At 73.4% G+C, this 23,477-nt stretch carries 24 protein-coding genes and 1 other RNA gene; 13 read left to right on the top strand and 12 right to left on the bottom strand.

Annotation, left to right across the window (positions count from 1 at the left end):
* Window positions 1-24 precede the first annotated feature (24 nt).
* Both IE267_RS04855 and IE267_RS04850 read left to right on the top strand, forming a co-directional pair.
* Window positions 25-786 (top strand): SDR family oxidoreductase, encoded by a 762-nt coding sequence (locus IE267_RS04855; RefSeq protein WP_167153595.1) that lies wholly within the window; start codon window positions 25-27, stop codon window positions 784-786.
* Window positions 787-1,043: 257 nt separating this feature from the next.
* Window positions 1,044-1,922: a PhzF family phenazine biosynthesis protein gene (locus IE267_RS04850; protein ID WP_373304465.1), complete on the top strand. Its 879-nt coding sequence runs from the start codon at window positions 1,044-1,046 to the stop codon at window positions 1,920-1,922.
* Between the two features lie 34 nt (window positions 1,923-1,956).
* On the opposite strand, the gene IE267_RS04845 is transcribed toward IE267_RS04850, so the two are convergent.
* On the bottom strand, window positions 1,957-2,280 hold the full coding sequence (locus IE267_RS04845) for a nuclear transport factor 2-like protein (protein ID WP_161249043.1): 324 nt from the start codon (window positions 2,278-2,280) through the stop codon (window positions 1,957-1,959).
* A 109-nt stretch (window positions 2,281-2,389) separates the two neighbouring features.
* Here IE267_RS04845 and IE267_RS04840 point away from each other — a divergent pair, with 109 nt between their 5' ends.
* Window positions 2,390-2,755, top strand: coding sequence for a MazG-like family protein (locus IE267_RS04840; protein ID WP_167153594.1), 366 nt, complete (start codon window positions 2,390-2,392; stop codon window positions 2,753-2,755).
* Between the two features lie 128 nt (window positions 2,756-2,883).
* On the opposite strand, the gene IE267_RS04835 is transcribed toward IE267_RS04840, so the two are convergent.
* Window positions 2,884-3,078, bottom strand: a complete 195-nt coding sequence (locus tag IE267_RS04835) for a hypothetical protein (protein WP_159030374.1) — start codon at window positions 3,076-3,078, stop codon at window positions 2,884-2,886.
* 246 nt (window positions 3,079-3,324) lie between these two features.
* Window positions 3,325-3,722: RNase P RNA component class A (gene rnpB / locus IE267_RS04830), an RNA gene on the bottom strand.
* A gap of 107 nt (window positions 3,723-3,829) precedes the next feature.
* Here rnpB and IE267_RS04825 point away from each other — a divergent pair.
* Window positions 3,830-4,627: a MerR family transcriptional regulator gene (locus IE267_RS04825; RefSeq protein ID WP_189762263.1), complete on the top strand. Its 798-nt coding sequence runs from the start codon at window positions 3,830-3,832 to the stop codon at window positions 4,625-4,627.
* Window positions 4,624-5,232, top strand: coding sequence for a hypothetical protein (locus tag IE267_RS04820; RefSeq protein ID WP_189762262.1), 609 nt, complete (start codon window positions 4,624-4,626; stop codon window positions 5,230-5,232). Before IE267_RS04825 ends, IE267_RS04820 begins: the two co-directional genes overlap by 4 nt.
* Window positions 5,233-5,243: 11 nt before the next feature.
* Here IE267_RS04820 and IE267_RS04815 read toward each other — a convergent pair whose 3' ends face one another.
* A complete protein-coding gene (locus tag IE267_RS04815; protein ID WP_189762261.1) occupies window positions 5,244-6,683 on the bottom strand; it encodes an RNB domain-containing ribonuclease in 1,440 nt (479 codons plus the stop codon).
* Window positions 6,684-7,438: 755 nt separating this feature from the next.
* Between IE267_RS04815 and yaaA the strand changes: the two genes are divergently transcribed.
* Window positions 7,439-8,239: a peroxide stress protein YaaA gene (gene yaaA, locus IE267_RS04810; RefSeq protein WP_161249034.1), complete on the top strand. Its 801-nt coding sequence runs from the start codon at window positions 7,439-7,441 to the stop codon at window positions 8,237-8,239.
* Window positions 8,240-8,310: 71 nt separating this feature from the next.
* Window positions 8,311-8,955 carry a bifunctional 4-hydroxy-2-oxoglutarate aldolase/2-dehydro-3-deoxy-phosphogluconate aldolase gene (gene eda, locus IE267_RS04805; RefSeq protein WP_189762260.1) on the top strand — a complete coding sequence of 215 codons (645 nt, stop codon included), beginning with the start codon at window positions 8,311-8,313 and terminating at the stop codon, window positions 8,953-8,955.
* Window positions 8,956-9,049: 94 nt separating this feature from the next.
* Here the strand turns inward: eda and IE267_RS04800 are convergent, their stop codons facing one another.
* From IE267_RS04800 to IE267_RS04785, 4 genes are all read right to left on the bottom strand, one after another.
* Window positions 9,050-10,357 (bottom strand): bifunctional RNase H/acid phosphatase, encoded by a 1,308-nt coding sequence (locus IE267_RS04800; protein ID WP_167153589.1) that lies wholly within the window; start codon window positions 10,355-10,357, stop codon window positions 9,050-9,052.
* A 9-nt stretch (window positions 10,358-10,366) separates the two neighbouring features.
* Window positions 10,367-11,110, bottom strand: coding sequence for a zinc ribbon domain-containing protein (locus IE267_RS04795; protein ID WP_167156273.1), 744 nt, complete (start codon window positions 11,108-11,110; stop codon window positions 10,367-10,369).
* Window positions 11,107-11,955: a Nif3-like dinuclear metal center hexameric protein gene (locus IE267_RS04790; RefSeq protein ID WP_167153588.1), complete on the bottom strand. Its 849-nt coding sequence runs from the start codon at window positions 11,953-11,955 to the stop codon at window positions 11,107-11,109. Before IE267_RS04790 ends, IE267_RS04795 begins: the two co-directional genes overlap by 4 nt.
* Window positions 11,956-12,031: 76 nt before the next feature.
* Complete coding sequence (locus tag IE267_RS04785) at window positions 12,032-13,084, bottom strand: ABC transporter substrate-binding protein (protein WP_189762259.1); 1,053 nt, start codon at window positions 13,082-13,084, stop codon at window positions 12,032-12,034.
* 227 nt (window positions 13,085-13,311) lie between these two features.
* Here IE267_RS04785 and IE267_RS04780 point away from each other — a divergent pair, with 227 nt between their 5' ends.
* Window positions 13,312-14,445 carry a hypothetical protein gene (locus IE267_RS04780; protein ID WP_167153586.1) on the top strand — a complete coding sequence of 378 codons (1,134 nt, stop codon included), beginning with the start codon at window positions 13,312-13,314 and terminating at the stop codon, window positions 14,443-14,445.
* Window positions 14,446-14,500: 55 nt separating this feature from the next.
* Window positions 14,501-14,647 (top strand): hypothetical protein, encoded by a 147-nt coding sequence (locus IE267_RS04775; RefSeq protein ID WP_189762258.1) that lies wholly within the window; start codon window positions 14,501-14,503, stop codon window positions 14,645-14,647.
* A gap of 64 nt (window positions 14,648-14,711) precedes the next feature.
* Here IE267_RS04775 and IE267_RS04770 read toward each other — a convergent pair whose 3' ends face one another.
* From IE267_RS04770 to chsH3, 3 genes are all read right to left on the bottom strand, one after another.
* Entirely contained in the window at window positions 14,712-15,656 is a 945-nt protein-coding gene (locus IE267_RS04770) for a 3-oxoacyl-ACP reductase (RefSeq protein WP_189762257.1), read from the bottom strand.
* 54 nt (window positions 15,657-15,710) lie between these two features.
* Window positions 15,711-16,787, bottom strand: a complete 1,077-nt coding sequence (locus tag IE267_RS04765; RefSeq protein ID WP_189762256.1) for a Zn-dependent alcohol dehydrogenase — start codon at window positions 16,785-16,787, stop codon at window positions 15,711-15,713.
* 67 nt (window positions 16,788-16,854) lie between these two features.
* Window positions 16,855-17,709: an enoyl-CoA hydratase ChsH3 gene (gene chsH3 / locus IE267_RS04760; protein WP_189762255.1), complete on the bottom strand. Its 855-nt coding sequence runs from the start codon at window positions 17,707-17,709 to the stop codon at window positions 16,855-16,857.
* Between the two features lie 315 nt (window positions 17,710-18,024).
* On the opposite strand from chsH3, the gene IE267_RS04755 reads away from it, so the two are divergent.
* The 4 genes from IE267_RS04755 (at window position 18,025) to IE267_RS04740 (ending at window position 21,657) form a co-directional block, all read left to right on the top strand.
* Window positions 18,025-18,957, top strand: a complete 933-nt coding sequence (locus tag IE267_RS04755) for an ABC transporter ATP-binding protein (RefSeq protein ID WP_189762254.1) — start codon at window positions 18,025-18,027, stop codon at window positions 18,955-18,957.
* On the top strand, window positions 18,957-19,682 hold the full coding sequence (locus IE267_RS04750; protein ID WP_189762253.1) for an ABC transporter permease: 726 nt from the start codon (window positions 18,957-18,959) through the stop codon (window positions 19,680-19,682). Before IE267_RS04755 ends, IE267_RS04750 begins: the two co-directional genes overlap by 1 nt.
* A 104-nt stretch (window positions 19,683-19,786) precedes the next feature.
* Complete coding sequence (locus tag IE267_RS04745; RefSeq protein ID WP_167153574.1) at window positions 19,787-20,989, top strand: sensor histidine kinase; 1,203 nt, start codon at window positions 19,787-19,789, stop codon at window positions 20,987-20,989.
* A 35-nt stretch (window positions 20,990-21,024) separates the two neighbouring features.
* The gene (locus IE267_RS04740) at window positions 21,025-21,657 is read left to right on the top strand and encodes a response regulator transcription factor (protein WP_167156270.1); all 633 of its coding nucleotides are present in this window, start codon (window positions 21,025-21,027) and stop codon (window positions 21,655-21,657) included.
* 15 nt (window positions 21,658-21,672) lie between these two features.
* On the opposite strand, the gene IE267_RS04735 is transcribed toward IE267_RS04740, so the two are convergent.
* Window positions 21,673-23,112 carry an MFS transporter gene (locus IE267_RS04735; protein ID WP_373304462.1) on the bottom strand — a complete coding sequence of 480 codons (1,440 nt, stop codon included), beginning with the start codon at window positions 23,110-23,112 and terminating at the stop codon, window positions 21,673-21,675.
* Window positions 23,113-23,477 lie beyond the last annotated feature (365 nt).

The raw sequence follows: 23,477 nt of genomic DNA, 5'->3' as shown, positions 1-23,477 counted from the left end.
GCCGCTCCCGTACGCTCCGGGCTCATGGACATCACCTCGCAGAAGTCTGCCGTCGTGACCGGTGCCGGGTCCGGCATCGGCCGTTCCGTGGCGTTGGCGCTGGCCGGCGCGGGCTGGTCGGTGGCGCTCGCCGGGCGCCGCGCCGAGGCCCTGGAGGAGACCGCGGCACTGGCCGGGCCGGACGCCGAGGTCCTGTGCGTCCCCACGGACGTGACCTCGCCGGACGAGGTCGGCGCGCTGTTCGCCGCCGCGCAGGGCGCGTACGGCGGAGTGGACCTGCTGTTCAACAACGCGGGCACGTTCGGGCCGGGCGGGGTGCCGGTGGAGGACCTGTCGTACGAGGCATGGCGTTCGGTGGTCGAGGTGAATCTGAACGGCGCCTTCCTGTGCGCGCAGGCCGCGTTCCGGGCGATGAAGGGGCAGACGCCCCAGGGTGGCCGGATCATCAACAACGGGTCGATCTCGGCGCACGCACCGCGGCCGAACTCGGTGGCGTACACGGCGACGAAGCACGCGATGACCGGGCTCACCAAGTCGCTGTCCCTGGACGGGCGGCCGTTCCGGATCGCGGTCGGGCAGATCGACATCGGCAACGCGGCCACCGAGATGACCCAGCGCATGCAGACCGGCATCCCGCAGGCCAACGGGGAGCTGGCGGTGGAGCCGGTGATGGACGCGCAGGACGTGGCGCGCACCGTGCTGCACATGGCGGAGCTGCCGCTGGAGGCGAACATCCAGTTCGCCACGGTGCTCGCGACCGCCATGCCCTACATCGGCCGGGGCTGACGCACCGGGCCCGGGACGGGTCCACCCCGGCCACGGCCCGCGGACCAGCACCGCCCACTCACCACTCGTAACTCACCACTCGTAACTCATCACTCACCACTCGTCACCCACCAGCCACCAGCCGTTGGTCGTTGGTCGTTGGTGGGCGGTGGCCAATGCCGGTGCCGGTTGCCGGTGACCGGTTGCCGGTGGCCGGTGACCGGTTGCCGGTGGCCGGTGGCCGGAATAGGTACGCCCGTGCGGGAGTTGGGGTGATCATGACCAGCGACGACCAGCCCGAGATCCTCCGTTACACCGCCTTCTCCAGCGACCCCGCCGGAGGCAATCCCGCCGGGGTGGTCCTGGACGCGTCGGCTCTCGACGACGCGGCGATGCTGGCCATCGCCGCCGAGCTCGGCTACAGCGAGTCGGCATTCCTGACAGCTCCGCCGGAGGGTCTGGGCGAGCCGGGGCGGGCGTTCACGCTGCGGTACTTCAGCCCGAAGGCCGAGGTGCCGTTCTGCGGGCACGCCACGGTGGCGACCGCCATCGCGCTCGGCGAGCGCATCGGCACCGGGGACCTGACGTTCGCGACCGCGGCCGGCACGGTGCCGGTGACCGTCGCCGAGGACCCGGCGAGCGGCGGCCTGCGCGCCACCCTGACCAGCGTGGAGCCGCACTCCGTACCCATCGACGATAAGGATCTCGCCGAGGCGCTGGCCGCTCTGAACTGGCCGGCCGAGGACCTCGACGGCGCCGTCCCGCCCCGGATCGCCTACGCGGGCGCCCGCCATCTCGTGCTCGGCGCGGCCACCCGTGAGCGCCTCGGCGACCTCGCCTACGACTTCGACCGGCTCACCGCGCTGATGCACCGGCTCGACCTCACCACCGTCCAACTGGTGTGGCGCGCAGCGGAGTCGGTCTTCCACGTCCGCGACCCGTTCCCGGTCGGCGGGGTCGTCGAGGACCCCGCGACGGGTGCGGCGGCCGCGGCGTTCGGGGCGTACGCGCGTGAACTGGGCCTGGTGGCACCGGAGTCGGAGCTGACGCTCCATCAGGGCGAGGATCTGGGAAGGCCCGGAGTGCTCACCGTGACCCTGCACGCGGACGACCCGCGGGTGCGGGTGAGCGGCGCCGGGGCGCGCATTCCCGTGTGATGCCCGGCGAGGTCCGGTCGGGCCCGGGACGCCCCTAGGCCTGGCCGGTCTCGAAGCGGCTCACCTTGCCGCCGTCCACGGTGAAGCGCCAGGCGGTGCGCATCTCGCCCCAGGTGTCGTTGCGGTAGTTGGCGACCAGGCCGAGCCCGTCGCGCGACTGGCTCTCGATGTCCATGTGGCCGCCGGAGGAGAAGACCTCGCGCTCGGTCCAGTCGCCGACGTCGCGGTCCGAGCCGTCGTCGGACATCGTGGCGTCGGGTGTCAGGGCGGCGGCGAAGGCGGCCCGGTCACCGGAGTTGAGGGCGCCGACGAAGGCGCGGACGGCCGGTTCGGCCAGCTTGTCGAGGGCGATGGTCACGGTCTCTCCCGGTCGATGAGGAACGATTCACCCCCCAGAACACCTCTCAGGACACCCCAGGTCGCCCCGGTCCGCCACCGGTGCGCTGCCGGATGGCACCGTGGGGCGCATGGACGACACGCGCGGCACCTCCTGGAACTCCCCCTGGCCCACGGTCACCGCCCTGCACGCCTGGCTGACCGCGCAGAGCCCCGTACCGCCCGAACAGCAGACGCTGCTGCGGATGCTGAAGCTGTCGGAGGAGGTCGGCGAGGTCGCCCAGGCCGTCATCGGGGCGACCGGCCAGAATCCCCGCAAGGGCGTCTCGCACAGCTGGCAGGACGTCCAGTCCGAGCTGTGCGACGTGATCGTCACCGCGATGGTCGCCCTGACCACCCTCACCCCGGACCCGGGCCGCGTCTTCGACGCCCACCTGGCCAAGGTCGCCGCGCGTTCGCTGGGCGACGCCGGGCGGGTCGCCCCCGGAGCGGGCTAGGCGCGCCGGCTCGGCGGGGCAGCCGTCGCCGTGGTCACGGATCTCGACGACGGGCCCGTCCACGCGGTGGACGTCACCGGCGGCGCGCCGTGCCCCACCGGGCGGCGCGGCGACGGACGCCCGCGCGCTCAGCCAAGCTGCCCGAGCATGCCGGTGACGGAGTTGAGCGCGGTGTGCAGCGAGGGGGCCACCGCCGTATCGGCGAGATAGAAGCCGAACCCGGCGCAGATGAGCGCGTGGGAGAGCTTGGTGCCGCCTTTGCGGAGGAGGAAGAAGGCGCCGGCTGCGAGCGCCAGCATCACGGGAAAGTGCAGGGAAGGCACGGCGTTTCACCTCGTGTCCCCGAGTCGACGTGTGCGGCACCCCCGCCCCCTCGTCGGAGTGCGGGCTTCCGGTACCGGGAATCACGCTACGGCGACGGCGGGCGTTGCGCCACACGGAGGATGAGCGCCCGGTCACTCGGGGTCATCGACGCAGGTGAGCCCGCCGGAGTCGGCCCACAGCACGGCCGCTCACAGCACGACGGCCCCGCCCGGGGATTCCCCGGCGGGGCCGTGCGAAGCGAAGGGCAGACGAGCCGGGCTGTACGCCGGGTTCTGTACCCCGGGACCTCGCGGTCGTCGGGGCGACGGCCATCCATCTAGGGCCGGCGTTGCCGCCGGCCTCGTGCGGTCTACCCGCGGACTCGGGCAGGCTGCCCTCGAACGTCCGCGCAGAAGCGCCGAGGCGCTCCCTCTTGACCTTGCTCCGGGTGGGGTTTACCTAGCCGCCTGAGTCACCTCAGGCGCTGGTGGTCTCTTACACCACCGTTTCACCCTTACCCGGGACCGAAGTCCCGGGCGGTCTGTTTTCTGTGGCACTGTCCCGCGGGTCACCCCGGGTGGCCGTTAGCCACCACCCTGCCTTGTGGAGCCCGGACGTTCCTCGGGAAGATCGAAGATCTTCACGCGGCCGCCCGCCCGGCTCGTCTGCCGTGCCGACCATGCTACCCGGCGCGGGGCGCCACGACGGCCGCGGCCCGGTGCGGGCCGGCGTGCTTGACCCTGCCGCAACGTCAACGTTTCTAATGAGGGCATGCGGATCTCGGAGATCGCCGCGCTGGTGGGGGTGACCACGCGGGCCGTACGGCACTACCACCACCTCGGCCTGCTGCCCGAGCCGCCCCGGCTCGCCAACGGCTACCGGCAGTACTCGGTGCGGGACGCCGTCGCGCTCGCCCGCATCCGGCGGCTGACCGAGCTGGGCCTCGGCCTCGACGAGGTGCGGGACGTCATCGCCGACGACGCGGGGCACGAACTGGCCGAAGTCCTGGCCGAGTTGGACGCCGACCTGGCTCGCCAGGAGGCGGAGATACGCACCCGGCGGAACCGCCTGGCCGCGCTGCTCGCCCGGGCCGCGGACGGACGCCTGACCGCCGACGACGAACTCTCCCCCGAACTGGCGGACTTCTTCGTCGAGTTGGGGCCACGGGAGACCGACTCCCCGATGGCCGCGAAGGACCGCGAGCTGCTCGCCCTCATGGAGACCGCCGCGCCCCCAGCGGAGCGGGCCCGCCTGATGGCCGCGATGCGCGCCCTGGCCGCGGCACCCGGAGCCGCCGAACGGGCGCGCCAGGTGTACGCGCTGCTCGACGGCCTCGCGGACGCCGACCCGTCGGACCCCCGGGTGGAGGCGGCCGCGCGGGCTCTCGCCGACTGCCTGCCGCCGGAGCTCGCGGCCCAGGCCGCGGCAGGCCAGGAAACCGCGGCCGCCCAGGGTTTCCTCAGGGCCCTGCTCGCCGACTTCGCGCCCGCCCAGGCCGAGGCGGTCCGGCGGGCGATGCTGCGGGCCGGTACGGCGGCGGGGAAGACGACGGAGAGGAAGCGGACATGACACGCGAGAGGCATCCCGGAGCGCTGCGGCGGCTGGCCGCGCACGAGGGACGGGTGCTCCACAGCTTCGGCCTGTGGATAAGACGCCGGCGCCATCAAGTGGGGCCACTGGACCGGGCGTTCGGGTATGCGAGCCCGCAGGCGGCGACGGTGTACGGGCTTGCCTTCGTCTGCGTCGTCGAGACGGTGGGGGTGTCCTTCATGGTGCGGCAGTGGCCCGCGGTGCACGCGGTGCTGCTCGTCCTCGACCTCTACACGGTCCTCCTGGTGCTCGGCATGCAGGCCGCGGCCGTGACCCGGCCGCACGTCCTCACCCCGGACGCGCTGCGGCTGCGCGCGGGCGCCCGGGTCGACCTGGTCGTCCCGCTGCCCCAGATATCCCGCGTCCGCACGGAGTTGAAGTTCCAGGGAGCGGGCGCCGAGGTGCCGGACGACGTCCTGGAGCTCGCCGTCGGCTCCCAGACCTCCCTCACCGTGGAGCTGCGCGAGCCCGTCATGTACGCACCGCTCCTGGGCGGACGGCGCGCGGTGACGTCCGTGCGCTTCCACGCGGACGAGTCCGGGGAGCTGGCGAAGGCACTGACGGCGGCCGTCGCCCGGCCGTGACCGCCGCGCGTTCACGCCGGGGCGAACACGACCTTCGCGGTGCCGGGGTCGGCCTGGGTGAGGCGGACGCGCAGGCGCTCGCCGAGCGGGAGGTTTCCGCCGCCCTCGATGCGGGCGACCACCGCCGGGTCGGTCAAGTGGACGGTGCCGACCGCCGGTTGACCGTCCTTCACATCGACGACCGTCGCCTCGAACAGCTCGCCCACCCGGTCCTTGAGCAGCGCCGCCTCCACGATGTCCACGCACTCGCGCTCCACGGTGTTGGCGCGGCTGGTGCCCTGCGCCATCTCCTTGGGCAGCTCGTCGAGCGCCGCCACCACCCAGTCCGGCGGGTCCTGCCCCGACACCGCGGCCAGGCACAGCTCACCTGCGTACCGGTCCACCAGGCGGCGCAGCGGGGCGGTGCAGTGCGTGTACGGGGCGGCCACCGCGGCGTGCACGGCGAGCTCGGGAGCGGTGCCGCCGCTGAAGACGGTGTACCCGGCGCCACGCAGCAGCGAGGTGCACTCCTGGAGGAAAGCGGCGTGGTGGGGTTCGCGGGGGTCGAGGGAGCGGACGACCGCCGCGTACGGGACGTGGTGGGGCCAGTCGATGCGCAGCGCCTGGGCCGAGCGGCGCAGCCGGGCGACCGCTCCGTCCGGGGCGCTGGGCAGCGTGCGCAGGATGCCCGTGCCGTACGCCAGCATCAGCTGGGCGCCCGCGATGCCGGTGAGCAGGGAGATCTGGGCGTTCCAGCCGTCGGCGGGCAGCGGGACCCGGTAGGTGAGGTCGTAGTGGTGGTCGTGCTCGACGATCTCCTGCTCGGGGACGTTGAGCGAGATGCCGCCGCGGGCGACCTCCTGCTGTTCGCGCAGGGTGCCGATGTCCCGGAGCAGCGCGAGGGACTCGGGCGCGGTGCCGGTGTCGATCTGCTTCTGGACGCCCTCGTAGTCGAGCTTGGCGCGGCTGCGGACCAGGGCGCGTCGCACATCGGTGCCGGTGGTCGCGCCGTCCGCGTCCAGGTCGACGCACCACAGCAGTGCGGGGCGGTCCTCGTCGGGGAGCAGGCTGGCCGCGCCCTCGGAGAGCACGGTGGGGTGCAGCGGGGTCTTCTCGTCCGGGAAGTAGAGCGTGGTCACCCGGTGGTGCGCCTCCGCGTCCAGGGCGCCGCCCGGCGTGACGAAGGCCGCGACGTCGGCGATCGCGTAGTACACCCGGTAGCCGCCGCCCGCCCTGCGCTCCAGGCACATCGCCTGGTCGAGGTCGGTGGAGGTGGGCGGGTCGATGGTGAACAGCTCGATGCCGGTCGCGTCGTACGACGGAAGGCGCGGCGCGGCCGCGGCCCGCTCCGCCTCGGCCAGGACCTCGGCCGGAAAGTCCGCGGGCACGTCGAGCGAGGCGCGCAGCGCGCTGAATGCGGCGCAGAGGCGAGCGTCTGCGGCGCCCTGGACGCGGAGATGACGGCTGGGCATGTCTTCGAGCGTAGGGCTGGGCGCGGGGTGCGGCACGTCGTACCCGAACGCGCCGCCCGCCCTCCCCCGGCGGCAGGCCTCGCGACGCCGAGCGGTGACAACCCAGCCCCTGTGGCGCTTGGGGGCGGTGTCCGAGGCAGAGCCCGGTGCCGGGGAAGCGACATCCAGCCCCTCCGGCGCTTGAGGAGCGGGGTCCGGGGCGGAGCCCCGTGCCGCCCCGGAGGCTCTCCGGTGCCGGGGAAGCAAATCCAGCCCCTCCGGCGCCTGAGGAGCAGGGCCCGGGGCAGAGCCCCGTGCCGCCCCGGAGGCTCTCCGGTGCCGGGGAAGCAAATCCAGCCCCTCCGGCGCCTGAGGAGCAGGGTCCGGGGCGGAGCCCCGTGCAGCCCCGGAGGCTCTCCGGTGCCGGGCAAGCGACATCCAGCCCCTCCGGCGCCTGAGGAGCAGGGTCCGGGGCGGAGCCCCGTGCAGCCCCGGAGGCTCTCCGGTGCTGGGGAAGCAAATCCAGCCCCTCCGGCGCCTGAGGAGCAGGGTCCGGGGCAGAGCCCCGTGCAGCCCCGAAGGCTCTCCGGCGCCGAGGAAGCGACATCCAGCCCCTCCGGCGCCTGAGGAGCAGGGTCCGGGGCGGAGCCCCGTGCAGCCCCGGAGGCTCTCCGGTGCTGGGCACACCGAGCCTGGTCCAGCACAGCGCAGCGCCCCCGTACCCTGGCGCGAGGGGCCGCACCCCCTCCCCCGTACGTACATGAAGGAGAATCGCCGTGCTGGTGCTGTTGCCGCCCTCCGAAGGCAAGGCCGCTTCGGGGCGCGGGGCGCCCCTGAAGGCGGAGTCGCTGTCCCTGCCGGGGCTCGCCGAGGCCCGCGCGGCCGTCCTCGACGAGCTCGTCGAGCTGTGCGCGGGGGACGAGGAGAAGGCCCGCGAGGTACTCGGCCTCAGCGAGGGGCTGCGCGGCGAGGTCGCCAAGAACGTCGAGCTGCGCACCGCGGGCACCCGGCCGGCCGGCGAGATCTACACCGGTGTCCTGTACGACGCCCTCGACCTCGCCTCCCTCGACGCGGCCGCCAAGCGCCGGGCCGCGAAGTCGCTGCTCGTCTTCTCGGGCCTGTGGGGCGCGGTCCGCACCGGTGACCGCATCCCCTCCTACCGCTGCTCGATGGGCGTGAAGCTGCCCGGCCTCGGCGCGCTCGGGGCGTACTGGCGGAGCGTGATGGACCCGGTGCTCACGGAGGCCGCGGGCACGGGCCTCGTGCTGGACCTGCGCTCCTCCGCGTACGCCGCCGCCTGGAAGCCGAAGGGTGCCGTCGCGGGCCGCACGGCCACGGTGCGGGTGCTGCACTCGCAGATCGTCGACGGCGTCGAGAAGCGCTCGGTCGTCAGCCACTTCAACAAGGCGACCAAGGGCCGGATCGTCCGCGACCTGCTGACCGCCGGGGCCGACCCCGCCGGCCCGGCCGAACTCGTGGAGACCCTGCGCGGCCTCGGATACGTGGTCGAGGCACAACCCCCCGCCAAGGCCGGACGCGCCTGGTCCCTGGACGTGGTCGTGACCCAGATCCACTAGGCCACCGGACGCACGTTGCAACATGCGCAACGAGCGTTGCGCACACCGCAGGGCCCCGGCAGGATGGGCGCATGACGTCCTCCGCCGCGCCCTCCGCCGTCTCCGTCCTGGACCTCGCGCCCGTCGTTCCCGTCGTGGTCATCGACGACGCCGCCGACGCCGTGCCGCTGGCACGAGCGCTGGTGGCGGGCGGGCTCCCGGCGATCGAGGTCACCCTGCGCACCCCGGCCGCGCTGGACGCGATCCGCGCCATCGCCGCCGAGGTGCCGGACGCGGTGGTCGGAGCGGGCACGGTGATATCGCGGGCCGGGGTCGCCAAGGCGGTCGGTGCCGGGTCCCGCTTCCTGGTGAGCCCGGGCTGGACGTCCGCGCTGCTCGACGCGATGCAGGGCTCGGGGGTGCCGTTCCTGCCGGGCGTCTCGACGGCGTCCGAGGTCGTGGCCCTGCTCGAACAGGGCGTGCGCGAGATGAAGTTCTTCCCGGCCGAGGCGGCGGGCGGCACGGCCTACCTGAAGTCCCTCGCGGGCCCGCTCCCCCAGGCCCGCTTCTGCCCGACCGGCGGCATCTCCCTCGCCTCGGCCCCCTCGTACCTGTCCCTGCCCAACGTGGGCTGCGTGGGCGGCACATGGATGCTCCCGCCGGACGCGCTGGCGGCCGGCGACTGGGCCCGAGTGGAGAACCTGGCCCGCGAGGCCGCGGCACTCCGGCGCCATTGAGGGGCGCGAGGCCGTGACATCCCGCGGCTCCGCCGCGCGGGCGCGACCAGCCACAGCCGACCCGCACCCGAAGGACGACCCGCCCAGCCGAGCCCTACCGCAGGTGCCCCGTGTCGTTCAGCACCCGCACCGACGCGTTGCCGTCCGCGTAGTACGCGACCGCCGAGATCGAGGCCGCCGAGAGCTCCATCCGGAACAGGGACTCCGGGGGCGCCCCCAGGGCCAGCCTGACCAGGGTCTTGATCGGGGTCACATGGGTCACCGCGAGCACCGTGCGCCGGGGGTACGCGGCGATCAGGCGGTCCCGGGCCGCGGCCACCCGCCGGGCCACCGTGGCGAAGCTCTCGCCGCCGCCCGTCGGAGCGGCCTTGGCCGAGCCGAGCCACGCGTCGAGGTCGTCCGGGTAGCGCTCGCGGACCTCGGCGAAGGTGAGCCCCTCCCACGCCCCGAAGTCCGTCTCGCGCAGGCCCTCCTCGATGTGGACGTCGAGCCCGAGGCGGGCCGCCACCGCGGCCGCCGTCTCGCGGCAGCGCCGCAGCGGCGAGGAGACGATCGCCTCGATCGTGCCGCGCTCGGCGAAGGCCGCGGCGGCCCGCTCGGCCTGGCCACGCCCGACGGCCGAGAGCTCGGGGTCGCTCCCGCCGCTTCCGGAGAACCGCTTCGAGGGCGTGAGCGCCGTCTCGCCGTGCCGCAGCAGGACGAACGTGGCGGGCGCCCCCAGATCGGCGGAGGTCCCCCAGCCGACGGTCGGCGCGGCCTCAACGGCCTTGCCCCGCACGGAAGTCGAGGCCGCCCCGGCGGCGACCGGGACGGCCGCCGGCGCCGAGGCACCCGGCACCACGGCTCCCGCGACCGACGCACCCGCGAGGGCCGCCCGCGCCCTGGCCGCGCCCGCCGCCGCGTCTCCGACCACCCGGGCCGCGCTCGCGTCGGCGGTGGAGGAGAGGTCGGCGGTGGACCGCGACGGCGACCACCGCTCGCCCCGCTTGCCCGCGTCCATCGCCTCGTTGGCGAGCCGGTCGGCATGCTTGTTCCGCTCGCGCGGGATCCACTCGTACGACACCTGCGAGGACGGCAGCACGCGCGCCGCCTCGGCGGCCAGCGGCCGCATGTCCGGGTGCTTGATCTTCCAGCGGCCCGACATCTGCTCGACGACCAGCTTGGAGTCCATGCGGACTCGCACGGTCGCCGCCGGGTCGAGCTCCCGCGCGGCGCGCAGGCCGGCGATCAGGCCCTTGTACTCGGCGACGTTGTTCGTGGCGACGCCGATGAACTCGGCGGCCTCCGCGAGCGTCTCGCCGGTCGTCGGGTCGAGGACGACCGCGCCGTACCCGGCGGGACCCGGGTTGCCCCGGGAGCCGCCGTCGGCCTCGACGACGAACTGCCGGCCCGCAACAGGCACGGAAGGCACTTACAGACCCGATTCCGAGGTGCGCACCAGGATGCGGCGGCAGTTCTCGCAGCGGAGCACCGTGTCCGGGGCGGCCGCCTTGACCTCGTTGACCTCGGTGATGTTGAGCTCCAGGCGGCAGCCCTCGCAGCGGCGCTGGTAGAGGCGGGCGGCACCGACGCCGCCCTGCTGCTCGCGGAGCTTGTCGTACAGCTTGAGGAGGTCGGCCGGTACGGAACCGGCGACGATCTCGCGCTCCTTGGTCACCGAGGCTGCCTCGGTGTCGAGCTCGCCGAGCGCCGCGTCGCGGCGGGCGGTCGCGTCGTCGGCCTTGGCCTGGACGGAGGAGACCCGCTCGGTGAGCTCGGCGTTGCGCTCCTGGGCGGCCTCGCGGCGCTCCATCACTTCGAGGACGACGTCCTCCAGGTCGCCCTGGCGCTTGGCGAGCGAGGCGATCTCGCGCTGGAGGCTCTCCAGGTCCTTGGGCGAGGAGACGGCACCGGAGTCGAGGCGCTGCTGGTCGCGGGTGGCGCGCTGGCGCACCTGGTCCACGTCCTGCTCGGCCTTGGTCTGCTCACGGGCGGTGTCGCTCTCCTCGGTCTGCGAGGCGACGAGCAGGTCACGCAGCTGCGTGAGGTCCTTGGTCAGCGATTCGATCTCGGCGTGCTCGGGCAGCGACTTCCGCTTGTGGGCGAGCTGCGACAGGCGTACGTCCAGCGCCTGTACGTCGAGGAGGCGGATCTGGTCGGCGGGCGCGGCGTTCAGTTGGGGGCTCCATCAATAGAAGGGGAGGTGTGGTGGGCGGACCACGGGTCGGTGACCGTCTTCGAGACGTGGACCCTGAGGTCCCAGCCGTGACGGTCGGAGATCTCGTCGAGCTGGGCGGCGGCCTGCTCGCACCACGGCCACTCGGTGGCCCAGTGCGCGGCGTCGACCAGACCGAGCGGTCCGTGCTGTACGACCTCGGACACCGGGTGGTGGCGCAGGTCGGCGGTGAGGAAGACGTCGGCGCCCGAGGCACGTACGGCGTCGAAGAGGCTGTCGCCGGAGCCGCCGCTGACCGCGACCGTGCGCACCGGCGCCTCCGGGTCGCCCGCCACGCGGATGCCCTGCGCGGTGGCGGGCAGGGCCGCGGCGGCGCGGGCGGCGAACTCCCGGAGCGTGGTCGGGTGGTCCAGCTCGCAGACCCGGCCGAGGCCCCGGCGCCCCGAGGGGTCGCTCGGGTCGGGCACGAGGGGCCGTACGACCCGGAGGTCGAGCGCGCCGGCCAGGGCGTCGCTCACGCCCGGGTCGGCGGTGTCGGCGTTGGTGTGCGCGACGTGCAGGGCGATGTCGTGCTTGATCAGGGTGTGCACCACGCGGCCCTTGAAGTGGCCGGCGGCGACCGTCGTGGTGCCGCGCAGATAGAGCGGGTGGTGGGTGACGATCAGGTCGGCGCCCAGCTTCAGCGCCTCGTCGGCGATCTCCTGGACGGGGTCGACCGCGAACAGGACCCGGCCCACCTCGGCCTCGGGGTCGCCGCAGACGGTGCCGACGGCGTCCCACCCCTCGGCCCGCTCGGGCGGCCAGAGGGCGTCGAGCGCGGCGATGACTTCAGACAGACGGGGCACGGGAACAGGTTACCTGCGCTCCGCGCCCCGCCGGTCGGCCACCGGGGCGCACCTCGGCGGGCCGCTGAGTGACGGGCTACTTCTTGACGAGGAAGCCGCGCAGGTCGTCCAGGACGGAGTCGGCGGCGGTGACACCGAGACCGAGGTACCAGGTCTCGTCCTTCACGTCCTTGGCGTGCCCGGCCTTGACGGCCTTCAGGTTCTTCCACAGCGGGTTCGACTCGGCGCTGTCCCGCTTGGACTTCTTCGGGTCGCCGTAGACGCCGGTGAAGATCCAGTCGGCGTCGGCCTGGTCGATGGTCTCCGGGCCGACCTCGGTCGCCAGGTCGAGGGCCTGCTGGTTCTTGGGGCGCGGGATGCCGGCGTCGTCGAGGATGGTGCCGATGAAGGAGGCCTTCGCGTAGAGGCGGACCTTGCCCGGCATGTAGCGGAGCATCGTGACGGTCGGCCGGTCGGCGCCGAGGTCGGTGCCGAGCTGCTTGGCCCTGGTCTCGTACGCGGCGAGCTTCGCCCTGGCGTCCGCGGTCCTGTCGAGGGCGGCGGCGTTCAGGAGGTAGTTCTGCTTCCAGGGGAAGCCGGGGCGGATCGAGAAGACCGTCGGCGCGATCTTGGAGAGTTCCTTGTACTTGTCGGCCGCGCGCAGCTGGCTGCCGAGGATGAGGTCGGGCTTGAGCGCCGCGATGGCCTCCAGATTGAGGCTGTTGATCGTGCCGACGTTCTTCGGGTCGCCCGCGCCCTTCTTCAGGTAGCCGGGGATGCCCTCGTCGCCCTCGGTCGGCGCGTAGCCGACGGGCTGCACGCCCAGCGACACGACGTTGTCGAGCTCGCCGACGTCCAGGACGACGACCCGCTTGGGCCGCGCCTTGATCTCGGTGCTGCCCATCGCGTGGCTGATGGTGCGCGGGAACGTTCCGGGCGCCGCGTCGGTGCCCATCTTCGCCGTCCGGTCGGCTGCCGCGGCGAAGTCCTTGCCGCCCTGCGCGACGGACTTCTTGCCGCCGGAGTCCGCCTTGCCCGAGGCCGACGAGGCGCCCTTGTCCCCGCCGTCGCCGCTTCCGCAGGCCGCGAGCGAGAGGCCGGCGGCCACGGCGAGGGCTACGGCGGCGGTGCCGCGGCGGCGTAGGGACATCTCGGGCTCCTGTACGACGGGGAATTCGGGCACGGCACCGGCGGCCGAAAGGTTCCGGCCAACATGGCTTAGGCTCGCCTAACCTTACATAAATCGTTCCTGCACATTCCCCGCCCCCCATACAGGCGAATCGTCCGGCCGCCACCCTTTGGTGTGAAGCCAGTGGTCTCGTGTTGTCCGCCCGGAAGTGCGAAAACTAGCTTCGGTGGCCGGAGGTGAGCCATCAGATGACGGCTTTGGCCATCGAGACCGCGGCCGACGGCGGCGCGGTCGGAGGTACGGGATTCGCGATCACCGCGAACGGTTCGTACGCCGCGCGGCTGGTGCGCGACACGGGCGGCACCGCGGCCTGGTTCCCCGAGCGCTGGACGCTCGACGGTCCCGAGCCGTACGCGGTGCCGCTCCCCGGCAACCAGCCGGAGGAGCCCGACGCCGGGGTGCTGCCCATGGCGGACGGCCGGGTGCTGATCCACCGCAGGGTCGCCGACCGGCACGCCTTCGCCCTGCTCTACCCCACCGGACCGGCCACCGGCGAGCTGCCGCTCGGCGCGGTCGACGCCGGACCGGACGAGCTGACGCTGCTCCCGCCGTCGCCGGACGGCAGCTGCGCCTACGCGCTCGCGGTGGGCCCCGACTCGACCGCGCTGTGGCTGGTGGCGGGCGGCGCGTTCGGCCCCGAGCTGGTGACCCGCCTCAAGGGGCGCTGCTCGGGCGGGGCGTGGCTGGACCGCACCGGCCGGATGCTGGCCCTGGACCGGGAGCTCGACGGGCGCACCAAGGCGGTCGCCGTCGACCTGGAGCGCGGCGGGGAGGTCACCGAGCTGCTCCAGATCACCGACGACAGCAACGACAGGCTGCTGCTCGCGGACGCCGACAGCGGGCTGCTCCTGATCCGCTCGGACGCCCCGGGCCACGACCGGCTCGGCTGGGGCGTGCTCGGCTCCGCGCTCCCGGTGCGCTTCCCCGAGTGCCTGCGCCTGGCGGACGCGGCCGTGACGCCGTTCGCCATACAGCCCGGCCAGGTCCTGGTGCCGGAGTCCTGCGCGGTGGCGCTGCGCATCGACGCGGCGGGCGGCAGCTGGATCGGCATCTGGCGCCCGGCGGGCCGCCATCTGCACCAACTGGCCGCGCCGCAGGGCTGGTTGGCGGGGGCCGGACTGTGGACCCCGGAGGGGGTGCTGCGACTCCCGTTCGTCACGCGGGCGAGCCCCTGTGCGCTGCTCGACGTACCCGCGCCGCCGGACCCGGCACCGGCTCCGCCCGCGCCGCCGCCGGAGCCCGCGCCACCCGCGGCGGCCAAGCCCGTGCCCCTCGGGCAGGCGCCCCTGACCGGCCGTCGGCAGGCGTCAGGGGATCGTTAGAATCGGCGCGCTGTACGACGCACAGGCGAAGACGACTACGGGGTGACCACAGCTCATGTCCAACCAGACCGACACCCGTCCGCAGGGGACGGAGTCCGACAGCGCGGGTAAGCACCGGGGCGGGGCGGCCTCCACGGAGGACTCGGGGACGCCGGCCCACGGGCGCCACCGCCGCGAGGAGAGCTCGGGCGCGAACGGCTGAACGGCCGGACAGGAGAAGGCCCCGGGGTGATCCACCCCGGGGCCTTCTCCTTCCCCTCCGCCGGTCAGTCCCGCTTGAGCCCGAGCACCTCCGCCGCGGCGAAGGTCTCGTTCGCGGGCCTGTCCGCGTAATACGGGGAGATCAGCTCGTCCAGCTCCTGGTACGAGAAGACCTCCTTCGCGGAGTCGAACTTGGCCGCCACCTTGGGCCGTTCGACGATCGCGACCATGCCGCCGTGCACCACGAGCAACTGCCCGTTGACCTTGGCCGCGGCGGGCGAGGCCAGATAGCCCACGAGCGGCGAGACGTGCTCGGGCGCCAGCGGGTCGAGCTGCCCCTCGGCCGGCTCCTGGAACCCCTCGAAGACGTCCTCCGTCATGCGGGTACGGGCGCGCGGGCAGATCGCGTTGGCCGTGACCCCGTACTTGCCGAGCGCGAGCGCGGTCGAGGTGGTGAGCCCGACGATGCCTCCCTTGGCCGCCGCGTAGTTGGGCTGGCCCGCGGACCCGGCGAGGAACGCCTCCGATGAGGTGTTGACGATGCGGCCGTAGACCGGGGCGCCCGCCGCCTTGGAGCGCTCGCGCCAGTGCGCCGCGGCGAAGTGGGTGGTGTTGAAGTGCCCCTTGAGGTGCACATGGATCACCGAGTCCCACTCGGCCTCGCTCATCGAGAAGATCATCCGGTCCCGCAGGATGCCCGCGTTGTTGACCAGGATGTCCAGCTTGCCGTAGGTGTCGATCGCCAACTGGACGAGTTCGCGGGCCTGTTGATGGTCGGCCACGTCACCGGTGTGCGCGGTGGCCCGGCCGCCCGCGGCCCGGATCTCGGCGGCGACCTCCTCGGCGGGGCCCTTCGACGCCTGGCCGGAGCCGTCGCGGCCCGGCTGTCCGAAGTCGTTGACGACGACGGCCGCGCCGAGCCGGGCCAGTTCCAGCACCTCGGCCCGGCCGAGCCCGCGGCCGGCCCCGGTCACGATCGCGGACAGGCCTTCAAGTGGCTGTGCTGCCATGCCGGTTGGATCCTCTCGCAGTCGGATGGATCGATGAGGTGGAGCCGAAGGGGGTCAGATCGTGATGCACGTGCGCAGGGCCTCGCCGCTGCGCATCTGGTCGAGCGCGTCGTTGATCCCGGCGAGCTGCACCCGGTGGGTGATGAGGCCCTCCAGGTCGATGCGGCCGGCCCGCCACAGCGCGATGGCCCGCTCGTAGGAGCGCAGTACGTCGCCGCCGCCGTACATGGACGGCAGGATGCGCTTCTCGTCGAAGAACAGCTCGAACATGTTGACCTGGAAGAAGTCGTCCATGGCGCCCGCGCCGACCACGCACAGGGTGCCGCCGCGCCGGGTGTTCTCGTACGCGGTGCGGGCGGTCGCGGAGCGGCCGACCACCTCGAAGACGTAGTCGAAGCCCTCACCCGCGGTGATCCGCTGCTTGGCGTCGGCGAACTCCTCGGGCGAGACCGCCTCGGTGGCCCCGAACCTGAGCGCCGCCTCGCGCCGGGACGCGACCGGGTCGACGGCGACGATCTGGGCGGCGCCCTGCACCCGGGCGCCCTGGATGGTGGAGATGCCGACGCCGCCGCAGCCGATGACCGCGACCGACGAACCGGCCTCCACCTTCGCGGTGTTGATGGCCGCGCCGAGCCCGGTGGTCACCCCGCAGCCGATCAGGGCCGCGATCTCGTACGGCACGTCGTCGGGGATCGGGACGGCGCAGCCGGCCGCCACGACGACCTCCTCCGCGAAGGTCCCGGTGCCCGCGAAGCCGAACACGTCGCCGCCGGAGCGGCGGAAGTTGGGGGTGCCGGCGTTCATGAACCCGGCCAGACAGAGCTGGGTCTGGCCGCGCTTGCAGGACGGACACGCCCCGCACGCGGGCAGCCAGCACATCAGGACCCGGTCGCCCTGCTTGAGGCTCGTCACGCCGTCGCCGACGTCGACGACCTCGCCCGCCCCCTCGTGTCCCGGCACGAACGGCGCGGGCTGGGGCAGCACCCCGCTCATCGCCGAGAGGTCGGAGTGGCACAGGCCGGTGGCGCGGACGCGGAGCTTGACCTTCCCCGGGCCGAAGCCGGTCGCCTCCATGTCGTCGACCACGTCGAGCTTGTCCTGGCCTATCTCGTGCAGTACGGCTGCGCGCATGGTGCGGCTCCCCTCGATCCCCTCAAGTACCGAAACATGTGGTGCGTCAAGTGCCGGAAACGACAGCTCAGTTGAGTTCCACGACCGTGTCGGAGAGGACCGGAGCGTCGTCCCGCTCGACGGCCGTCACCGACACCTGGACGCGGCCGGGGCCCGACCACATCCGGATGCGCAGGGTCTCGCCCGGGAAGACGATCCCGGTGAAGCGGGTGGCGTACGAGCGGACGCGGGCCACATCGCCGTCGAGGAGCGTGTCCACGACGGCCTTCAGCGTCATTCCGTAGGTGCAGAGCCCGTGCAGGATCGGCCGGTCGAAGCCGGCCAGCTTGGCGAAGTCGGGGTCGGCGTGCAGCGGGTTCCAGTCCCCCGACAGGCGGTAGAGCAGCGCCTGCTCCTCGCGGACCGGGCGCTCGACGACCTGGTCGGGGGCCCGGTCGGGCTGCTCCACACGGGCCGAGGGCCCCCGGTCGCCGCCGAAGCCGCCCTCGCCGCGTACGAAGATCTGCGCGTCGCTGGTCCACAGCGGCCCGTCCGCGTCGGCGGCCTCGGTGCGCAGGACCAGGATGGCGGCCTTGCCCTTGTCGTACACGGCGGCGACCCTGGAGGTCGAGACGGCCCTGCCGCCCACCGGAACGGGCCGGTGCACGGTGATGGCCTGGCCCCCGTGCAGCACGGCCGCGAGGTCCACGTCGATGCCCGGCGCGGACAGTCCGCCGACCACGCCCATGCCGGCGCCCGCGACGGTCGCGAAGGAGGGCAGCACGTGCAGCCGGGACTCCAGGGTGTAGCGCAACTCGTCGGGGTCGGTCGCGGGCGGGCCGGCGCCCAGACCCAGGTGGTAGAGCTGTACGTCCTTGTGGTCCCAGGTGATCTCGGTGGACCGGGGCTCGGCGGCGATCGCCTTCGCGGCATCAATGGGCATGGGGATGCTGCTCCTTGAGCGTTGTGCGGGCACGGGGAAAAGACCTCGGTGCGGCCGTCCGCACCGTCGGCCGCACCGAGGTCGTACTGGACCGGACCGAGGACCCGTCCTTCGTTCTAGAACGCGTTCTAGGCCGATGGCCCCTAGGTATAGCGCACGCCCCGGCAGTTGTGAAGGCTACTGACGTTGCGTCAGATCCGTTGGAAGGGACCGCTACCCGCCACTTTCGGCGGGGGTGGCCCAGGACATTTGTCCTGCCCAGGTCCGTACAACCGCATCTGGGGCGGGGCCCGTGCGCTCCGTAGCGTCTTGGACATGACGCAGACGACGACACAGAGCGCCACCGCGGTCCGCTTCGGCGGGGTGGTCAAGTCCTACGGGGCGGTCCGGGCCGTGAACGGGGCCGACCTGGCCATCGGGCGCGGCGAGACGGTGGCGCTGCTCGGCCGCAACGGGGCCGGCAAGTCCACCACCATCAGCCTGCTGCTCGGCCTCAACGAGCCGGACGCGGGCGAGGTCCGGATCTTCGGGCGCACCCCCGAGCGGGCGGTACGGGAGGGGCTGGTCGGGGCGATGCTCCAGGACGGGCAGCCGATTCCCCGGGTGACCGTGCGGGAGCTGGTGTTCTTCATCGGCAGCATGTACCCGAAGCCGATGCCGGTCGCCGAGGCGCTCGGCCTCGCGGGCCTCACCGAGTTCGCCGACCGCCGGGTCGACAAGCTCTCCGGCGGCCAGACCCAGCGGGTGCGGTTCGCGATGGCGCTGGCCGGCAACCCCGAACTGCTGCTGCTCGACGAGCCGACGGCCGCGCTGGACGTGGAGGCCCGCCGCGCGTTCTGGGAGTCGATGCGCACCTACGCGGACCGGGGCAACACGGTGCTGTTCTCCACCCACTACCTGGAAGAGGCCGACGACAACGCGGACCGCATCGTCGTCATCGACCGGGGCCGCATCGTCGCCGACGGGCCCGGCGAGTCCATCAAGCGGGCGGCGGGCGGCAGCCTGGTCTCCTTCGACCTCGCGGGCATGCCGACCGAGGGGCTCTCGCTGCTGCCCGGCGTCGCCGGCGTCGAGGTCCACGGCGACCGGGCGCGGCTGCGCACCGACGACTCGGACGCCACCGTCGTCGCGCTCGCCGCGATGGGCGCCGTACGCCGCCTGGAAGTCGCCCCCGCCAGCCTGGAGGACGCCTTCCTCTCCCTCACCTCCCCCACCGCCCCCACCGCACGCGAGAGCGAGACCGTCTGATGTTCGAGTACATCAAGCTGGAGATGCGGCGCACCCTCCGTGACGCCTCCTTCGTGACCTTCGGGATCGGGATGCCGGTCCTGATGTACCTGCTCTTCACCAACATCGGCGGCGGGCAGAGCGGTGACGCCGAGTGGAAGGTGTCCTCGATGGTCGGCATGGCCGCCTACGGCGCGCTGGGTTCGGCTCTCGGCACCGGCACCGGGGTCGCCTCCGACAAGGCGATCGGCTGGCTGCGCCAGATGCGGATCGCCCCGCTGCCCCCGACCCGGGTGGTGACCGGGCGCGCGATCAGCGGCTCGGTGACCGTGCTGCCCGGCATCCTCGCGGTGCTGCTCGCCGGCGCGCTGATCAACGGCGTACGCCTGGACGCCTGGCAGTGGGCCGCGCTCACGCTGCTGCTGTGGATCGGGGCGCTGCCCTTCACGCTGCTCGGGCTCGGCAACGGCTACCGGCTGTCCGCGCAGGCCACCGGTGTGGTCAACGTGGCCTGCCTGATGGGCCTCGCGGTCCTGGGCGGCCTGTGGTTCCCGGTGTCCGCCTTCCCCGGCTGGCTGCAGAAGATCGCCGAGTACACTCCGACCCACCGCTTCGCCGACCTCGGCTGGGCCACCTCGCAGGGCCACGCCCCGGGACCGGCCACCGTCGCGCTGATGGGAGCCTGGCTGGTGGCCTTCGGCGCCTATGCCGTGGTCTCCTACCGTCGGTCCGCGCGCACCGCGTGAACGCCGGGCGGGCGAACAGCGTGAGCACACGGCGCGCGGGACCGCGTGAGCACCGGGCGCCGGGGCCGGGTGAGCCCATGAGTCTTCAGTACGGGGAGAACCAGATGCCATCACTGCTGCCGAAGCTGCCCTCGCGGGACGAGGGGGCCGCCGCATTCCCCGGCCCGCCGGCCAACGGCTACACCTTCCTGCCGTGGCTGCTCATGGGCACCGGGGCGGCCGTCGAAGTGGCCAAGGGCAAGGTGGCCCACCCCCTGCTCGGCGGCCTCGGCGTCCTCGCCTTCGCCGTGCTGTACGCGCTGGTCGCCTTCCGGGCCCTGGACAAGGGCCGGCGCGCACAGCGGTCGACCCTGGTGCTGCTCGGCGCGCTGGCCGCCGTCACCTACGCCCTCGGGCTCGGCTACGGCGGGGTGTGGCTCCTGTTCTTCCCGCTGCTCTCGCTGACCTGCGGCGCGGCCCTGCGGGACAAGCGGCTCGGCTACGTGATCATCACCCTCGCGGCCTCGGTGGGCGTGATCTCGGGGATCAAGACGGGCGACCCCTGGGACAACATGACCATCGCGTACGGGACGTTCCTGTCCGGCATGGTCATCGCCGCCCTGCTCTCGCTGTCCGAGACGGTCCGCGAACTGCGCGACACGCGGCAGGAGTTGGCCCGTACCGCGGTGGAGAAGGAGCGGCTGCGCTTCTCCCGCGATCTGCACGACCTGCTCGGCCACACGCTGTCCGTGATCGTGGTGAAGTCGGAGGCCGCCCGCCGGATCGCTCCGCGCGACCTGGACGCGGCGCTCGGCCAGGTCGCCGACATCGAGTCGGTCGGCCGCCAGGCCCTCACCGAGATCCGCGAGGCCGTCACCGGCTACCGCGAGGGCAGCCTCGCCACCGAGCTCGACCGGGCCCGCTCGGCCCTGAGCGCGGCCGAAGTCGAGCCGGTGGTCCGCCAGTCGGGCCCGCCGCTGCCCGCGCAGGCCGAGGCCCTGCTGGGCTGGGTGGTCCGCGAGGCGGTCACCAACGTCGTACGGCACAGTGCCGCGAGCCGCTGCGAGATCGTGGTCGACGGCACCTCGGAGCGGGTCACCCTCACGGTCACCGACAACGGCAGGGGCGCGCCGGCCGCGCCCGCCCCCGCCCCCCGGATCGGCGGCAACGGCCTGAAGGGCCTGACCGAACGCCTCGCCGCGGCGGGCGGCTCCCTGACCGCGGGCCCCGCGCCCCGCACCGGCTTCCAGGTGAGCGCCGAACTCCCCGTCGACCCCGAGGACATCGCCCTCGACGCCGAACTCACCAACGCCCCCGGCGCCCGTTGACCGCCGGGCGCGCATACCCTTTCCCCGTGGACGAGATGCCCCAGGATCACCGACCTGCCAAATCCGTACGAGTGCTGCTCGCCGAGGACCAGGGCATGATGCGCGGTGCGCTCGCGCTGCTCCTCGGTCTCGAGGAGGACATGGAGGTCGTCGCACAGGTGTCCGCGGGCGACAAGATCGTCCCCGAGGCGCTCGTCTCGCGGCCCGACGTGGCCCTGCTCGACATCGAACTCCCGGGCCGCAGCGGCCTGGACGCGGCGGCGGACCTGCGTACCGAGGTCCCGGACTGCCGGGTCCTGATCCTCACCACCTTCGGCCGGCCCGGCTATCTGCGCCGCGCGATGGAGGCGGGGGCCGCCGGGTTCCTCGTCAAGGACGGCCCGGTCGAGGACCTGGCGGAGGCGATCCGCCGGGTGCTGCGCGGCGAGACGGTCATCGACCCGGCGCTCGCGGCGGCCGCCCTCAGCGCGGGGCCGAGCCCTCTGACCGCCCGCGAACGCGATGTCCTGAACGCCTCGGTGGACGGCGCGACGGTCTCCGACATCGCGGGCAAGCTGCACCTGTCGGAGTCGACGGTCCGCAACTACCTGTCGTCCGCGATCGGCAAGACGGGCACCCGCAACCGCATGGAGGCGGTGCGCTCGGCCCGTCAGCAGGGCTGGCTGTAGGGCCGGTCGAAACGGTCAGGCCCGCCGGGCGGGGCCGGTCGCGCGGGGCAGCCACACCAGGGCGAGGACCACGCTGCCGAGCAGGACGAAGCCGCCGACGCGGAACGCGAGCGCGTATCCGGCGGTGAGGTTCTCGGCACTCTGGACCGCTCCGGTCCGCGAGGCGGCGACGGTGGACAGGACGGCGAGACCCAGCGCCCCGCCCATCGTGCGGGACGTGTTGATCAGCCCCGACACCAGGCCGGCCTCGCTCGGCGCGGCTCCCGAAGTGGCCAGTGCCGCAAGGGGAGTCGTGGCCAGCCCCGCGCCGGTCATCATGAGGATGCCGGGCACCAGGATCGACATCCAGTACGGGTCGTCCGCCCGCATCGTGGACTGCCAGCCGAACCCGGCCGCGGTCATCAGGACACCGAGCACGGTCAGGTTCCGGGCCCCGGTCCTCGGCATCAGGCGCGGCGCCAGCTTCGAGCCGATGACGACGCTGAGCGAGCTGGGAATGAGGGCGAGCCCGGCGCCGAGCGGGGTGTAGTGGAGCACGTTCTGCGCGTACAGGGTCATGAAGAACCACGTGGAGAACATCGCCGAGCCGCACACGAACATCACCGCGTTCGCGGCGGAGACGGCCCGCAGCCGGAACAGCCGCAGCGGCATCAGCGGGGCGGCGGTACGCCCCTCGACCACGAGGAACGCGAGCAGCAGCGCGATGCCGCCGATGAGCGGGACCAGCGTCCCGGACGCGCCCCAACCGCCCTGCTCCGTCTGGACGATGCCGTACGCGAGGGTCGCGAGCCCGGCCGTGACGAGGACGGCGCCCGGCAGGTCGAGGCGGTGCCGCAGCCCGGCGCGGGACTCGGTGACCCAGAGCGCGGCGCCGACCAGGACGAGCGCGCCGACGGGCACGTTGATCAGCAGCACCCAGCGCCACGACAGGACGTCGGTGAGCACCCCGCCCACCAGACCGCCCGCGGCCCCGCCGCCCGCGCCGACCGCCGCCCAGGTGCCGATCGCCCTGGTACGGGCGGCGCCCTCCGGGACGGCGGCGGTCAGGATGGTGAGGGTGGCCGGCGCGAGGACCGCGGCCCCGAGCCCCTGAGCGGCGCGGGCGAGCAGCAGCTGCCAGCCCTCCTGGGCGAGGCCGCCGCCGAGGCTGGCCGCGGTGAACAGGCCGAGCCCGACGAGGAACATCCGCTTGCGCCCGTAGAGGTCGCCGGCGCGCCCGCCGAGCAGCATGAACCCGGCGAAGGCGATGGCGTACGCGTTGACCACCCACTGCAGCCCGCCGGCGCTCATGCCGAGGCCGGTGCGCATGGAGGGGAGGGCCACGTTGACGACGGAGACGTCGAGCACGACGAGGAACTGGCCCGCGCAGGCCGCGAGGACGACGGGCCAGGTGCGGGGGGTTCTCGTGGGGGTGGATATGTGGGTGTCTGCGGACGCGTGAGCCATGCGGGTCATGGTCGCACGGGGCGGGTGCCCGTTACAGCCCCTTTCCCCCGAGGACCCCTGGGGCTCCGCCCCGGACCCCGGGAGTCGCCCCACCCCGCCCCTTCCCGCAACTCTCCGGGGGTTGATGTGACCCTGGGGGCTCCGCCCCCAGACCCCCGGTCGCGCCTGGAAGGCGCTCGTCCTCGAACTCCCCCAAGGCCTCAAGGGCCAGGGGGGATCCCCATGACGGGCTGAAGATGCCCATGCCGGCCGGCACCGAGGCCTTGAGGGGCGCGGGGAACTGCGCGATCAGCCACGCACGGCCCGCAGCCGAACTCGCACCCAGGCCCTCCCATCCCCCCCCCGGAGGGTCTCGGGAAGGGGCGGGGTGGGGA

The organism is Streptomyces xanthochromogenes (assembly GCF_014650455.1).
Taxonomy (GTDB): domain Bacteria; phylum Actinomycetota; class Actinomycetes; order Streptomycetales; family Streptomycetaceae; genus Streptomyces; species Streptomyces xanthochromogenes.
This window is presented reverse-complemented; position numbering and strand designations above follow the sequence as displayed.

Coding starts and splice junctions, on each gene's coding strand:
- IE267_RS04855 (WP_167153595.1), top strand. CDS start 25: ATGGACATCACCTCGCAGAAGTCTGCCGTCGTGACCGGTGCCGGGTCC.
- IE267_RS04850 (WP_373304465.1), top strand. CDS start 1,044: ATGACCAGCGACGACCAGCCCGAGATCCTCCGTTACACCGCCTTCTCC.
- IE267_RS04840 (WP_167153594.1), top strand. CDS start 2,390: ATGGACGACACGCGCGGCACCTCCTGGAACTCCCCCTGGCCCACGGTC.
- IE267_RS04825 (WP_189762263.1), top strand. CDS start 3,830: ATGCGGATCTCGGAGATCGCCGCGCTGGTGGGGGTGACCACGCGGGCC.
- IE267_RS04820 (WP_189762262.1), top strand. CDS start 4,624: ATGACACGCGAGAGGCATCCCGGAGCGCTGCGGCGGCTGGCCGCGCAC.
- IE267_RS04815 (WP_189762261.1), bottom strand. CDS start 6,683: ATGCCCAGCCGTCATCTCCGCGTCCAGGGCGCCGCAGACGCTCGCCTC.
- eda (WP_189762260.1), top strand. CDS start 8,311: ATGACGTCCTCCGCCGCGCCCTCCGCCGTCTCCGTCCTGGACCTCGCG.
- IE267_RS04785 (WP_189762259.1), bottom strand. CDS start 13,084: ATGTCCCTACGCCGCCGCGGCACCGCCGCCGTAGCCCTCGCCGTGGCC.
- IE267_RS04780 (WP_167153586.1), top strand. CDS start 13,312: ATGACGGCTTTGGCCATCGAGACCGCGGCCGACGGCGGCGCGGTCGGA.
- IE267_RS04775 (WP_189762258.1), top strand. CDS start 14,501: ATGTCCAACCAGACCGACACCCGTCCGCAGGGGACGGAGTCCGACAGC.
- IE267_RS04770 (WP_189762257.1), bottom strand. CDS start 15,656: ATGGCAGCACAGCCACTTGAAGGCCTGTCCGCGATCGTGACCGGGGCC.
- IE267_RS04765 (WP_189762256.1), bottom strand. CDS start 16,787: ATGCGCGCAGCCGTACTGCACGAGATAGGCCAGGACAAGCTCGACGTG.
- chsH3 (WP_189762255.1), bottom strand. CDS start 17,709: ATGCCCATTGATGCCGCGAAGGCGATCGCCGCCGAGCCCCGGTCCACC.
- IE267_RS04755 (WP_189762254.1), top strand. CDS start 18,025: ATGACGCAGACGACGACACAGAGCGCCACCGCGGTCCGCTTCGGCGGG.
- IE267_RS04750 (WP_189762253.1), top strand. CDS start 18,957: ATGTTCGAGTACATCAAGCTGGAGATGCGGCGCACCCTCCGTGACGCC.
- IE267_RS04745 (WP_167153574.1), top strand. CDS start 19,787: ATGCCATCACTGCTGCCGAAGCTGCCCTCGCGGGACGAGGGGGCCGCC.
- IE267_RS04740 (WP_167156270.1), top strand. CDS start 21,025: ATGCCCCAGGATCACCGACCTGCCAAATCCGTACGAGTGCTGCTCGCC.
- IE267_RS04735 (WP_373304462.1), bottom strand. CDS start 23,112: ATGACCCGCATGGCTCACGCGTCCGCAGACACCCACATATCCACCCCC.